Source organism: Xylanimonas allomyrinae (assembly GCF_004135345.1).
GTDB lineage: Bacteria > Actinomycetota > Actinomycetes > Actinomycetales > Cellulomonadaceae > Xylanimonas > Xylanimonas allomyrinae.
The window spans coordinates 2,688,168-2,701,047 of the sequence record NZ_CP035495.1; the positions used below are offsets into that span (position 1 = coordinate 2,688,168).

Annotated in this window: 10 protein-coding genes; 2 read left to right on the top strand and 8 right to left on the bottom strand. The window is 74.8% G+C overall.

Annotated elements, in window-relative coordinates; translation table 11 throughout:
* Window positions 1–3: 3 nt before the first annotated feature.
* Window positions 4–816 (bottom strand): HAD hydrolase family protein, encoded by an 813-nt coding sequence (locus tag ET495_RS12255; RefSeq protein ID WP_245993054.1) that lies wholly within the window; start codon window positions 814–816, stop codon window positions 4–6.
* Entirely contained in the window at window positions 813–2,084 is a 1,272-nt protein-coding gene (gene serS, locus ET495_RS12260; RefSeq protein ID WP_129205038.1) for a serine--tRNA ligase, read from the bottom strand. The genes ET495_RS12255 and serS overlap by 4 nt, the downstream gene beginning before the upstream one ends.
* Before the next feature lie 90 nt (window positions 2,085–2,174).
* Between serS and ET495_RS12265 the strand changes: the two genes are divergently transcribed.
* Together ET495_RS12265 and ET495_RS17740 are read left to right on the top strand one after the other, a co-directional pair.
* The gene (locus tag ET495_RS12265; protein ID WP_129205039.1) at window positions 2,175–3,284 is read left to right on the top strand and encodes a diacylglycerol/lipid kinase family protein; all 1,110 of its coding nucleotides are present in this window, start codon (window positions 2,175–2,177) and stop codon (window positions 3,282–3,284) included.
* A 24-nt stretch (window positions 3,285–3,308) separates the two neighbouring features.
* Entirely contained in the window at window positions 3,309–7,883 is a 4,575-nt protein-coding gene (locus ET495_RS17740) for a hypothetical protein (RefSeq protein WP_162616469.1), read from the top strand.
* Window positions 7,884–7,918: 35 nt separating this feature from the next.
* On the opposite strand, the gene ET495_RS12275 is transcribed toward ET495_RS17740, so the two are convergent.
* From ET495_RS12275 to ET495_RS12300, 6 genes are all read right to left on the bottom strand, one after another.
* Window positions 7,919–8,803, bottom strand: coding sequence for a glycosyltransferase (locus ET495_RS12275; RefSeq protein ID WP_129205040.1), 885 nt, complete (start codon window positions 8,801–8,803; stop codon window positions 7,919–7,921).
* A gap of 180 nt (window positions 8,804–8,983) precedes the next feature.
* Window positions 8,984–9,817 (bottom strand): DUF5926 family protein, encoded by an 834-nt coding sequence (locus ET495_RS12280; RefSeq protein WP_129205041.1) that lies wholly within the window; start codon window positions 9,815–9,817, stop codon window positions 8,984–8,986.
* A 48-nt stretch (window positions 9,818–9,865) separates the two neighbouring features.
* A complete protein-coding gene (locus tag ET495_RS12285; protein ID WP_129205042.1) occupies window positions 9,866–10,489 on the bottom strand; it encodes an LCP family protein in 624 nt (207 codons plus the stop codon).
* Complete coding sequence (locus tag ET495_RS12290) at window positions 10,486–10,911, bottom strand: hypothetical protein (protein ID WP_129205043.1); 426 nt, start codon at window positions 10,909–10,911, stop codon at window positions 10,486–10,488. Before ET495_RS12290 ends, ET495_RS12285 begins: the two co-directional genes overlap by 4 nt.
* A gap of 8 nt (window positions 10,912–10,919) precedes the next feature.
* Window positions 10,920–11,615 (bottom strand): sortase, encoded by a 696-nt coding sequence (locus ET495_RS12295; RefSeq protein WP_129205044.1) that lies wholly within the window; start codon window positions 11,613–11,615, stop codon window positions 10,920–10,922.
* Between the two features lie 83 nt (window positions 11,616–11,698).
* Entirely contained in the window at window positions 11,699–12,400 is a 702-nt protein-coding gene (locus tag ET495_RS12300; protein ID WP_129205045.1) for a hypothetical protein, read from the bottom strand.
* Between the last annotated feature and the right edge of the window lie 480 nt (window positions 12,401–12,880).

Sequence of the window (12,880 nt, forward strand, 5' to 3'; positions counted from 1 at the left end):
GGCCTACCCGAGCAGCGTGCGCAACGTGAGCGCCGCGCCGTCCTGCTCGACGGCGAGCGTCCGCTCGTCCGCCTCCGCGGCCACCGCCTCCTCCGCGTTGCCCATCGCGACACCGCGCGCCGCCCAGCGCAGCATCTCGACGTCGTTGTACCCGTCGCCGATCGCCATCGTGCGTGACGACGGGACGCCCAGCGACGCGCGGACCTTCTCCAGGCCGGCCGCCTTCGTCACCCCGAGCGGGGCGATGTCCATCCACGAGGACCAGCCGACCGCGTACGTGACGTCGGAGAGACCCAGATCCGCGACCGACGTGTGGAACTCCACCGTGGGGGTCTCGGGGGCGCGCACGACCACGCGCGTCACCTCCTCGTCCCACAGGTCCTCCAGGTCGACGACGCGGTGCTCGCCGTCGAGCTCGCCGTCGGGGAACAGCTCGGTCAGGCGGAACCCGACGCCGACGTCCTCGACCGCGAACCGCGCGCCCGGCATCTGCCGGGCCAGGCGGCGCAGCGCAGGCTCGGGATCGAACGTCACCATGTCCTCGACGACCCAGCCGCCCGGCGCCTGACGGTCGGCGCGCACGGTCACGGCGCCGTTCGAGCAGACCATGTACCCGGACGTGATCCCCAGCTGCGTGGCCACGGGCGTCATCGCGACGAGCGAACGGCCCGACGCCAGCACCACGTGGTGGCCCGCCTCCGCGACGTCGCGCACGGCGTCACGCACCGCGGGCGACAACGTCTGGTCGAAGTGCAGCAGCGTGCCGTCGATGTCGAGCGCGACGAGCCACGGTTCCACCGCGCCGCGCCCGCTCACGTGACCGGCTCGAGCACCTCGAGGCCACCCAGGTAGGGGCGCAGGCCCTCGGGTACCACCACCGAGCCGTCCGGCCGCTGGTGGTTCTCCAGGATCGCGACGATCCAGCGCGTGGTGCCCAGCGTGCCGTTGAGCGTGGCGACGTTGCGCGTCGTGCCGTCCTCGGTGCGCTCGCGCACCCCCAGGCGGCGGGCCTGGAACGTGGTGCAGTTGCTCGTCGAGGTGAGCTCCAGCCAGCGGTTCTGCGTGGGCAGCCACGCCTCGCAGTCGAACTTGCGGGCCGCGCTCGTGCCCAGGTCGCCGGCCGCGGTGTCGATCACCCGGTAGGGCAGGTCGACCTTGGCGAGCATGGCCTCCTCCCAGCCGAGCAGCCGCTGGTGCTCCGCGGCGGCGTCCTCCGGGCGGCAGTAGCTGAACATCTCGACCTTGTGGAACTGGTGCACGCGGATGATGCCGCGCGTGTCCCGGCCCGCCGAGCCCGCCTCGCGGCGGTAGCAGGCGCTCCACCCGGCGTACCGCGCGGGACCGGCCGACAGGTCGATGATCTCGTCCGCGTGGTAGCCGGCCAGCGCCACCTCCGAGGTGCCGACCAGGTACAGGTCGTCCTTCTCCAGGCGGTAGATCTCGTCGGCGTGCGCGCCCAGGAACCCGGTGCCGCGCATCGTCTCGGGCTTGACCAGCGTCGGCGTGATCACCGGCGTGAACCCTGCGGCCACGGCCTGGTCCATGGCGGCGTTGAGCAGCGCGAGCTCCAGCCGCGCCCCGATGCCGGTCAGAAAGTAGAACCGGGCGCCCGAGACCTTGGCGCCGCGCTGCGTGTCGATCGCCCGCAGGCCCTCGCCCAGCGCGAGGTGGTCGGCCGGCTCGAAGCCCTCCCCGGCGAAGTCGCGCGGCGTGCCCACGTGCTTGACGACGACGTAGTCCTCCTCGCCGCCCGCGGGCGCACCCTCGACGACGTTCGCGATGCGGTACAGGACGCCGTCGAGCTCGGCCGCGGCGTCGTCGGCGTCCTTCGAGCGCGCCTTGACCTCCTCGGCGAGCTGCCGCGTGCGGGCCAGCAGCGCCTGCTTCTCGTCGCCCTGCGCCCGTGCGACCTTCTTGCCCATCGCCTTCTGCTCGGCGCGCAGGCTCTCGAAGTCCGCCAGGGACGAGCGGCGGCGCGCGTCGGCGTCGAGCGCCAGATCGACGAGAGCGGGGTCGTCGCCGCGGGCCAGCTGGCTCGCGCGGACGACGTCGGGGTTGTCGCGCAGCAGACGGAGGTCGATCACGGACGAAGCCTAACGGGGAGGCGCGGCGCGGGTGTCGCCCGGAGACCGCCAGCGAGTCGTTCCGCGCCTCCGGCGTCTACGGTGCTTTCCATGAGCTGGGAGCTGTGGCTGACGATCGCCGCCGTGGTGATCGCGCTCGCCGCGCTCACGCTCGTGCTGGTGCTGTGGTCGCGCGCGCACCCCCGCACGGCCCACGGCGTCGTCCCGGTGGCTCACGCCACCGCGCGCGAGGCGGGGCAGCGCGTGGCCGTCGTCGTCAACCCGTCGAAGGAGGGCGCCGCCGACCTGGTCGCCACGGTGCGGCGCGTGTGCGCGCAGGCCGCGCTGCCCGAGCCGTCGTTCTACGAGACGACCGTCGAGCAGACGGGTGCCGCGCAGGCGCGGCAGGCGGTCGCTGCGGGCGCCGACGTCGTCGTCGCCGCCGGCGGGGACGGCACCGTGCGCGCGGTCGCGAGCGCCATGGTCGGCACCAGCGTGCCCATGGCGCTGCTGCCCGTGGGGACCGGCAACCTGCTGGCCCGCAACCTCGACGTGCCCCTCGCCTCCGTCGATGAGGCCATGGCCGTGGTGCTCGGCGGACGCGACCGTCACATCGACGTCGGGTGGGCGCGCGTCGCCGAGACCGAGACGGGCCTCGACGGCGAGCCGCGCGCCGACGCCGCCACCCCGGGCGACACCCAGCTCTTCCTCGTCATCGCCGGGCTGGGCTTCGACGCCGCCATGGTCGCCGACGCCGACGACACCCTCAAGCGCCGGGTCGGGTGGATCGCCTACTTCCTCGCCGGGGTGCGGCACCTGCACGGGCGGCGCATGCGCGTGCAGGTCTCGCTCGACGGCGGCGAGCCCGTCACCGCACGGCTGCGCTCGATCATGGTGGGCAACTGCGGCCGCCTTCCCGGCGGCGTCACGCTCCTGCCCGACGCCAAGCTCGACGACGGCGTGCTCGACATCGCCGCGATCGACACGCGCGGCGGCCTGGCCGGCTGGGCGCAGCTCCTGGGCGAGGTCGTCATGCAGGGCGCGGGGCTGCACAACGACCTGCCGGGCAAGATCGGGCGCATCGACCACGCCCGAGCGACCCGCACGAGCATCCGCGTCGAGGGCGGCGAGCACGCCCAGGTCGACGGCGACCCGATGGGCCGGGTGATCGAGCTGGAGGCGTGGGTCGATCCGGGCGCGCTGCTCGTCCGGGCGGGTTGAGCCGCGTCTCCTAGGGTGGGGCGTGTGATTCCTCGTGCCCGAGCCGCCCTGGCCGCCCTGCTGGTCGCGTTGCTGGGCACCGTGACGCTGCTCGGCCTCCCGTCGGCCGCCGCTGCGCCCGCCGCTGCGCCCGCTGCTGCGCCAGCGGTCCGGACCTCCGTGGCGCTCGACCACGACGACACCCCTGACGCCGTGACCGAGCCCGTCGTGCTCGTCGGCGTCGCAGGGCTCCAGTGGACCGACGTCGACGCCGACCGCACCCCCCACCTGTGGCGCCTGGTGTCGCAGGGCTCCGTCGGGTCGATGGCCGTGCGCACCCTGACACCGACCTGCCCGCGCGACGCCTGGCTGACCATCTCGGCAGGCAGCCGCTTCGTCTCCCCACGGCTCGCGGACGTCGAGCCCGCCGTCGACGGCGACGCCGCGTCCGACGTGTGCCGCGGCGTGCCCGCGCCCACGCGGCTGAGCGACTCCGCCGACGGCGTGCCCAGCCCGGCCGTCCTGGAGAACTGGCCCGACGTGCTGCTCACCGACGAGCGCGGCTCGTACGGGACGCCGGGAGCACTCGCCACCGCGCTCGCGGCCGCCGGCACCTGCTCGACGGCGATCGGACCCGGCGCGGCGCTCGCGCTCGCCGACGACACCGGCCGGCTCGACCGGTACGCCCCGTCGCTCACCACGCTCCACCCCGCCGAGCTCACCGCCTGCCCGGTGACCGTGATCGACGCGGGCGTGCTGCCCGACCGCGCGACCGCGCGCACCACGGCCGTGCGTGACTTCGACAAGGCCCTCGGCTCCGTCGTCGCGGCCCTGCCCCGCGGGACGCGCGTCGTCGTCTCCGGCATCGCCGACACGCCGCTCGGTGCGTCCACGCTCCAGGTCGTCGTGGACTGGCAGGCGCCCGGCGGCGAGGCCACGTGGATCGACTCGCGCTCCTCACGCTGGCAGGGCATCGCCGTGCTCGACGACCTCGCCGCCACGCTCGGCGGTCCCGCCACGGGCGACGGCAGCGTCCTCGAGGCCGGGGCACCGCGGCGCATGGCGACGTCACGCACCGTCGACAACCGGCGCTACCTCACGGTGCTGACCGACACCGTCGAGCACGTCTCCCCCGTGCTGCTGGGCGGCCTGGGCGTCGCCACCGCGGGCGCGCTGCTCGTCGTCGGGCTGCGGCGCCGCCGGGCGCACACCCGCGTCGGCGTGCCCCGGCTCGGCGCCGCCGTCCTGCTCGTCGCCGCCGCAGCGCCCGCCGGTGCCACGCTCGCCACGATCTCGCGCTGGTGGGTGTGGCCCGTGCCCACCACGGCCCTCGCCATCGCCGTCACCGCCGCAACCCTCGCCGTCGCGCTCGCCGCCTGGTACGCGCGGCGTCTCCTGCCGCACACGCCGATCCGCCTGGCGACCGCGGTCGCGGGGCTCACCTGGCTCATCCTGACCGTCGACGGCGTCACCGGCACGACGCTCCAGCAGGGCTCGCTGCTCGGGCCGTCGCCCGCGCTCGGCGCACGGTTCTTCGGGTTCGGCAACACCGTCTTCGCCGTCTACGCCGTGTCCGGGCTCGTGCTCGCATGGGGGCTGGCCGCACCGCTCGCGGCCGCCGGGCGGCGCCGCGCGGCCCTGAGCGTGGTCGCCGCGCTCGGCGTGCTGACCGTCGTCGTCAACGTGCTGCCACGCTTCGGCGCCGACGCGGGCGGGCTCGTCGCGCTCGTGCCCGCGTTCGCCGTGCTGCTGTACGGGTTCACCGACCGTCGGGTCAGCCCGCCACGAGCGACCCTCGTCGTGCTCGCCGTGACGGTCGTGGCCGTCGTCGGCATCTCGCTCGCGGTCTGGCTCGCCCCAGGCCACGGATCGCACCTGGGGGCGTTCGTGCAGCGCCTGTTCGACGGCGACGCGCTCGCCGTCGTGCGCTCCAAGGCGGCCGGCGCCTGGGCGACCGTCGCGACGGTGCCCGGCGTTCTCGCCGTGCTGGGCTGCGCGGGCGCCGCGTGGGTGACGATGCGTCCCGAGCGCGCCCGCCTCGCCGGGCTCGCCGCGGTCTACCGCGCGCTGCCAGGGGTACGTACCCTCGTCACCGCGCTGTGGGTGGTCGCCCTCGTGGGCTCGGTCGCCAACGACTCGGGCATCGCGGTCGCCGTCGTCGTGCTGCTCACCGCGGCGCCGGCGCTCGGGGCGGCACTGCTCGGCGAACCTGGCGAACACCACGGCGAACCGGCCGGCGACGGCGAGGCGCGCCCGACCGACGCGACGCCGGCGGTGCTCCTGATCCGCCCGCCCGCCCGGCTCGTCGCCGTCGCGTGCGGGATGCTCGGCGTGCTGCTCCTGGGCACCGTCGTCGCGCCCGCCTCCGGCTCGGTGACCCGCGCGGGCGACGTCATGCGCGGCGGCACCGAGGTGATGCGCAACAGCACGTCGATCGTCGTCGTCGGCACCGCGGGTATCGGCTGGGCCGACGTCTCACCGACGACGACGCCCGCGCTGTGGTCGCTCGTGCGCGACGGCGCCGACACGGGCGGCGTGACACCCGCCGTCGTCGACACCTCACGCCAGTGCGAGGGCGCCGGATGGCTGGGCCTGTCCGCGGGCCGGACCGTCGTCACCGGCGAGCGCCGCGACGGTGCGTTCGCGTGCGAGCCGTGGTCGGTCACGACGAGTGCGGACGCCCCCGGCACGGCACACGTCGACGGGTGGGACGGCCTCGCGGCCGCGCAGGCGCGCTCTCCGTTCCGGCCCCGGCTCGGCACGCTGGGCGACGCGCTCGGCTCTGCGGGCGTGTGCGCCACCGCCGTCGGCCCCGGGGCCGCGCTCGCGCTCGCGGGCCACGACGGCACCGTGCCGCACTACCTGCCGCTCGAGAACCTGACGGCCGACGCGTTCACCTGCCCACTGACCCTGATCGACGCCGGCGCCGCACCGACCGACCACCCCGACCGGGCGGCTGCGCTCGCCGCCGTCGACACGGCCGTCCGGCACGCCGTCTCCAGGGCCCCCGACGGCGCAACCGTCCTGGTCGTCGACGTCGGCAACCCCGACGTGAGGGCGCCCGCGCTCGGCGTCGGGATCGTGGAGGGCGGCAGCCCCGCCGCGGCCCGCTATCTGTCCAGCGCCGCGACGCGCTGGCAGGGCGTCGTGCGCCTGCTCGACCTCCCGGTGTCGATCGCCGCCGCGCTCGACCTGCCCCAGCCGGCCGACTTCTCCGGCACCCCGGTGCTCGCCGCGGGGACGCGCCCGACGGGTGCCACGCAGACCACCCACCAGCTGTCGCTCATCACCACGCGCGACCGCGCGCTGCGCCGCGTGACCGGGACGACGACGGCGATCCCGTTGTGGATCGGGCTCGCCGCGTTCGGGGTCGCGGTGCTGGTGCTGCCCCTGCTGCGACGGCGGGCCGCGGGCGAGACGGGCGCGCCTGCGGGCGGCGCTCCTCTGATCGACCCGCCCGCGGGCGGCGCTCCCGCAGCCGGGGCTCCCGCAGCCGGGGCCCCCGCAGCCGAGACCCCGGCAGCGGGCGCTCCCGCGCCGGACACACCCGCGGCTGCACCACCCCGGGCAGCCGGGCACGCGCGCACAGCGGCCGACCGGCCTGCACGCCGCGAGCACACCCTGCGACGCGCGCTCGACGCCGTGCTGCTCGTGCTGGCGTCCATCCCGGCCGGGCAGTTCCTCATGGGTGCCTGGGGCTGGTGGCTCCCGTCGGCGACGCAGGGCCGGCTGTGGGCGGCGCTCGCGGCGAGCACACTCATGGTCGCGGCGGTCGCCGCGCTCGCCCCACGCCGCCCCGCGTGGGCGGCGCCGACGGTGATCGCCACCCTCACGTTCCTGCTGCTCACGCTCGACGCGGTGCTCGGCACGCCGCTGCACCGCGGAAGCCCGCTCGGGCCGTCCCCGACGCTCGGCGGGCGGTTCTTCGGTTTCGGCAACCCCACGTACTCGGTGTACGTGGGCGCCGGGCTGGTCGCGGCCGCCGGGCTGGCCACGCTCGCGGGGGCCCGGTGGGGCCGCCGCTGGGGTGGCGTCGTCGTCGGAGTCGTCGGCGTGATCGCGATGGTCATCAGCCTGTGGCCCGATTTCGGTGCCGACGTGGGTGGCGGGCTGGTGGTGCTGCCCACCTTCGCGGTGCTCGCCCTTGCCGTCTCGGGCGCGCGCATCACCTGGGTCCGGCTGCTGGCCGTGGCCGTCGCGGGCGTCGCCCTGGTGGCGGGCATCGGGGTGCTCGACTGGATGCGCCCGGCCGACGAGCGCACGCACCTGGGGACGTTCGTGCAGTCCGTCATCGACGGCTCCGCGCTCGAGACGGTGTGGCGCAAGGCCGGGTTCGCGCTGCGGACGGTGACGCGCGGGCCGGAGGCGTGGATCACGCTGGCGCTGCTGGTCGCGGTCGTCGTCGTCCTGCTCGGCTGGTGGCGCGCGCGCTGGCTCGACCGTGCCCGGGCCGACTGGCCCGCGCTCGTGCCGATGCTCGCCGCGATGCTCGTGGGAGCCGTCGCGGGTGCGGTCGTCAACGACTACGGGGTGCGGATCGTGACGATCATGATGTTCGCCGTGGTGCCGCTCGTCGGGTTGCTGGTGACGCGGGGCGACCCGGACGAGCCGACGGGCTGACACGGCCGGGGACGGGCCGGGAGGCCCGGCGGCCGTCAGGCGCGCGAGCCCGCGCCCGACCGCACCCCGCGCACGGCGTCGAACGCGCCCCGCATCCGGCGTGCGTTGACCGCGACCATCACGTCGCGGTACTGGGCCGCGCGGTGCATCTGACCCTTGAAGTCGTTCGACGACGGGCGGTGCTTGAGGTCGCACGGCACCTCGACGGCGACGTACCCCTGGCGCAGCAGGTCGATCGTCATGCCGGTCTCGACGCCCCACCCGCGGGCGAGCGGGGTCGCGGCCTCGAACGCTTCACGCGTCAGGCAGCGCATGCCGCTCAGCGGCTGCGTCGGCGTCCATCCGGTCAGGGCGTGGATCGCTCGGCGTGCGGCGCCGACGACGATGCCGCGCCCGCCCGCTCCCGGCTGGGGCGGCAGGAGGGCGATCGCCAGGTCGGCGACGCCCTCGCGCACCGGGGTCACCAGCGGCGCGGTGTTGACCGCCGTCTCCCCCAGGTCGCCGTCGACGAACAGCAGCAGCCGTTCGGGGCGCCCGGAGGCGTCGCGCATCGCCACGACGGCGGCGCCCGTCTCCATCGCCGCGGCCTTGCCCCGGTTGTGCGAGTGCCGCACGACGACGGCGCCCGCCGCGCGCGCGGCGTGCTGGGTGTCGTCCTCCGAGCCGTCGTCGACGACGAGCACGAGGTCGACGTGCGGGATGGCGCGCGCCGAGCGCACGGTGGCGGCGATGCGCTCCTGCTCGTCCTTCGCCGGGATGACGACGGCGACGCGCTGCAGGTCGCGGGCGCGGCTGCCACCGTCGGGGCGAGCCGTCTTGGCGACGGGGAGCTCAGCGCGTCCGGTCGCCTCGGACTGGCCGTCGGCGGCGTTGGTCACGATGTCAGGGTCGGTGCGTCCCCGCACGTGGTCGGCGTTCACACGTCCTGCCTGCAGCGTCGATGGGTGGGCCTTCCCCGGGAGGGGGCCCATGCCGGGTTGAGTAGTGCGAAGGTTGCGTAGTGCAAAGGTTGAGTAGTGCAAAGGATTACCCGCAGAATGCTACTCCCACGGTAGCGGTCTTCTTGCCGCCGCGGCGTACTTGCAGGTAAGGGCCTTGTGTCAGCGCAGGGTGACCTGACGGGAAACGATGCCCGCGCGGGCGCGCCGCTCGTTCGCGTCAAGAGAGTCGGTGACGGCCACGGCCGCGTCGAAACGCGCCGCGAGCTGTGCGGCCGGTGCCTCGACGGCGGCCGCCTCGGTGCCGGCCGGCAGCTCCCAGACGGGCACCACGAGACCCGCGGCGCGGAACATGCCCAGGAACCGGCCCTCGCCGCCGTCGTCGAGCAGCAGCGCCGACTCGCGGCGCGCGTGCAGGCGGGCGAGCGCGTCGACGACGACGTCCTCGTCCTCCGTGCGCGCCCAACGCAGGAACTCGCGGCTCATGCGGCACCAGTAGGCGTGCTCGACCGACGTGAGCCGGACGGTGGGGATGGTGGCCTCGGCGGCCTCGGCCAGCGACGCGTCGACCTCGGCGGTGCGCTCGGCCGTCGCGTCGACCCAGAACTCGTAGTCGTCGTGGACGGTGACCTCGAACGGCACGCTCAGGTCGAGGACGTCCTGCAGGCGCGGGCCGTCGGACGGCTTCGCGACGACGGCGGTGCCGGGCTCGGCGTCGAGCGCCTCGAGCAGGGCCGCCGCGAGGTCGCGCGACAGGTCGCCCGAGCTGAGCGCCCCCTGGAGTGCGAGCAGCACGGTGCCGTCCGGCCGGTGCATGGCCGCGTACCCGCCCGGCAGCATCGTCACGACGACGACGTCGCGCGCACCGTGCTCCGCCGTCGTGCGCGCGGTCGCGGTCGCGGCGGGCACGATCTCGCGGAACGCGACCCAGTCGGGCTCACCGGGAAGCCCCTCGAAGGGACGCAGCACGAAGTCAGGGGCGGAACTCTTGGCCATGAGGGGGAGCCTACCGTCGGCCTACCGTCGGGCTACCGTCTGGCGGGGTCACGACGCCGTCGAGGACTCACCGGCCCCGGGCACGTGGCAGTCCCCAGGGTGGTAGCCCGCGCCGGCCAGCACCGACATCGTGGCGTCGTCGGGGTAGGCGATGATGTCCGCCGTCGCGCTGCGCCGCACGGGCACGTCGGCGACGTGCGCCCCGGACAGCCGGGTGAGCCCGGCCAGCTCCGGCAGCGAGGTGCCCGAGTCCACGGCGAGACCGCCGGTCGCAGCCCAGGCGAGGCGCTGCACACCCCACGGTGTCGCGACAGCCGACCTGGCCCGCACGGCGAGCGCGCTCATCACCGAACCCGCCATGTCCGCCCGGTGCGCCGCCCCGGCGTCGTCGCTGTCGGCCACCCACGCCCCGTCGATCCTCTGCTCACCGTGGCGCGATCGGACCAGGGCGAGCGCGTCGTCACCCCCGAGCCGGACGGTGCCCGCCGCGGGGATGTCGATCCCCGTGCCGTGGTCGCGGTACGGGTACGGGACCGTGACCTCGACACCGCCCACCGCCTCGACCATCGCCACGAAGGACTCCATGCGGACGATGACGAGGTGGTCGGTGCGGATGCCCAGATCGCCGCACAGCGCCGTGGTGAACGCGCCCGGCGCCTCGAACAAGGTCACCGAGAGCCGGTCGGCGTGCCACCCCCGGCAGGGGTGACGTACAGGTCACGCGGCAGCGAGAGCGCGTGCGTGCCGTCGCGGGTCTCGTGGACGACGAGGACGGCGTCGGCGTGGTCACCGTCCCAGCTGTCGCCGAGGGCGATCTCGCGTCCGCCCGAGGGCCGGTAGGCGCGGTTGTCGGAGCCGACGATCACCCAGGTCGTGCCGGGGTCGTCACCGGCCAGCGCGGGCAGGTCGACCCGCTCGACGCGGCAGACCAGGAGTGCGGCGTCGCCCAGGGCCAGCAGCGTGAGCACCAGGAGGCCGACGAGGCCGCCACGCCAGGCCCGCCCCCACAGGGACCGCGCCGGACGGGCGGCGGCGTCGCCGTCGTGGCGCACCGCCGCGTCGTCCGCGGCCGGCTTCTCGGCCTTGCTGGGCACGGCGGCCCCTACGCCGGGTGCGAGGAGACGAGGTGCGCCGCGACGACCACGTTCTCGGTCGCGGACCCGTTCCGTGCGGCGGCGCCGGGCGCGTGGTTGCAGGTGACCAGGAGCAGCTTGCCCGGCTCCTGGTCGACGGCGAGCGGAAGGGAGGTGTAGTCGCCCTTGTCCACCGTGACCACCTGGTCGACCTCGTAGGTCAGCCGCCCGTGCGGGTTGGAGACCTCGACGGACGCACCGGCCTGCAGCTCGTAGAGCCGCGTGAAGATGCCGCTTCCGTCGTCTGTCGCATGGCCGAACAGGTACACGTTGGCCTGGCTCTGCGTTCCGGGGGCGTCACCGAAGGCGACACCCCCGACGCCGCCCTGCATCCAGTAGACGTCGCCCATGGTCGGCGGGTCGATGCACGTGATCCGTCCGTCGGCGTAGCAGCCCGTACCCGTGAGCGCGTTCCTGCCCTGCTCTGCGTCGGCCACCGTGTACGGCTGCACCACGGCGTCCAGCCCGAGCACCGGGACCGACACGTGCGTGGGGGCCGCGGCGATCACGGTGCCGGGAGGCGGTGCGTATGTGGCATCCGGCACCGGCGCGGGCGAGCGGCTCGGCGCCGCCGTCGGCACCGCGACCGGAGTTCCATGCCCCGCGGAACGGACGACGACGACGCCCGCCAGCGCGACGACGACCACCACCAGAGCGACGACCACCAGCACGCCGACCGGGCGGCGGGCCTGAGGAGGCCGCGCCGCCCGGAGGCGTTCACCAGGTTGACCCACGTGCGCCGTCCGGTTCAGCCGAGCGCGGCCGACGGCAGCTGAGCGCCGGCCGTCCTGCCTGCGGCCGCGCCGGCGGTACCGGCCGCGGCTGCGCTGCCTGCCTCGACCTGGAGGTTGAGCGTGACCGTCCTGCCCGAGGTCAACCCGGTCAGCACCACGGTGTGGGCGCCGACCTCGAACCCCTGGGGAATGCGGGCCTGGAACGACACCGCGCCGTCCGCACCCGCCGGGAACGTCCCCAGCTCGACGGGCTCCGAGTGCAGGGTCGCCTTGACGCCCTCGCCCGGGACGAACCCGCGACCCGCGACGGAGAGCACGCCACCGGCGACGGCCGTGGCGGTCTGAGCACCGTTGACCGTGCCCGTGGGCGCCTCGCCCACCCGCACCTCGACGGCCGGGTAGATCACGCTCACCCCACCGTTGTAGCCGTGGCACTCCACGGCGATCGTGTACGTCCCTGCGGGCATCGGCAGCGGTACCTCGGTCGATCGCTCACTCGGTGTGACGCCGCTGGTGTCGAACCGCACCGATGTGCGCAGCGTCTGGTCGACGTCGGTGAGCGCGAACCAGGACCACCACGGGGCGTAGTGCTCGCCGTCGGCCTCGGTCCAGTGCGCGAACGTGGTCGACGTGACGCTGACGCCCCACCACTCGTAGTCGCTGTTGCTCCCGCACCCGTCGGCGCCCGGTGCGGTCACCGTGACCGACTGACCCATGACGATGTCCGTCGAAGACAATGTGACGGGAACATCCGTCTGGAAAATCGCGGGGCCCTCGTCCGCGTCGGCGCTCGACGCCCCTACCGCTCCGCCGACCGCCAGGCACCCGACGGTCCCTGCCGCTGCCAGCACTCTGGTTACTCGGTTCATCGCATCGGCTCCTCTTTTCGCTCTTGCGGCGCAAAAAGGCTGCCGTACCCCAACATCTCACCGGCGAGAAAGGGGCAGCAGCGCGCCGTCCACCATTGCTGGCGGAACGCTAGCGAGAGGTGGAGCGTATAACCCCTCCAGTGGGGACCTCCCGTCCCTTCAGTTCTCCAGAGTGAGCCCTTCAGAGGCTCGCGCCGCTGCTACCTGCGGTTTTGATCTCCCCTGCGCGTCTTTCATGAAACGCCGGAGGCAAGCCGTCGCTCATTGCGCGCCACGGGCGATCGCTGTGCGCGACACGGCCCGGGGCCAGGTCGCCGGCACGGATCG

What these genes read in the sequence shown, in the direction of transcription:
- ET495_RS12265 (WP_129205039.1), top strand. Translation starts at nt 2,175, where the DNA reads ATGAGCTGGGAGCTGTGGCTGACGATCGCCGCCGTGGTGATCGCGCTC.
- ET495_RS12280 (WP_129205041.1), bottom strand. Translation starts at nt 9,817, where the DNA reads ATGGCCAAGAGTTCCGCCCCTGACTTCGTGCTGCGTCCCTTCGAGGGG.
- ET495_RS12300 (WP_129205045.1), bottom strand. Translation starts at nt 12,400, where the DNA reads ATGGGTCAGTCGGTCACGGTGACCGCACCGGGCGCCGACGGGTGCGGG.